Genomic DNA, 229 nt, shown 5'->3' with positions numbered 1-229 from the left:
ACGAGGCCGTCGCGGTTGGCCTGGGCCTCGAAGTGGTTGCGGGCGTCGGCCAGCGGCAGACCGGTCCCCTCGGCGAGCAGCTCGACCACGCGGGCGGAGAAGCCCTTCGGGGTGTTGATGCCGGTGCCCACGGCGGTGCCGCCGAGCGGGACCTCGGCCCCGCGGGGCAGCGCGGACTGGATGCGCTCGATGCCGTAGCGGACCTGCGCGGCGTAGCCGCCGAACTCCT

The 229-nt window shown here is 75.1% G+C and carries 1 protein-coding gene; it reads right to left on the bottom strand.

Going from position 1 to position 229, the window contains the following annotated elements:
- Positions 1 to 229: lyase family protein (locus KVS67_RS13765; RefSeq protein WP_254629394.1), on the bottom strand; the 229-nt coding region annotated here is incomplete at both ends.

This window comes from Micrococcus sp. GbtcB5, from assembly GCF_019091605.1.
GTDB lineage: Bacteria > Actinomycetota > Actinomycetes > Actinomycetales > Micrococcaceae > Micrococcus > Micrococcus luteus.
This window is presented reverse-complemented; position numbering and strand designations above follow the sequence as displayed.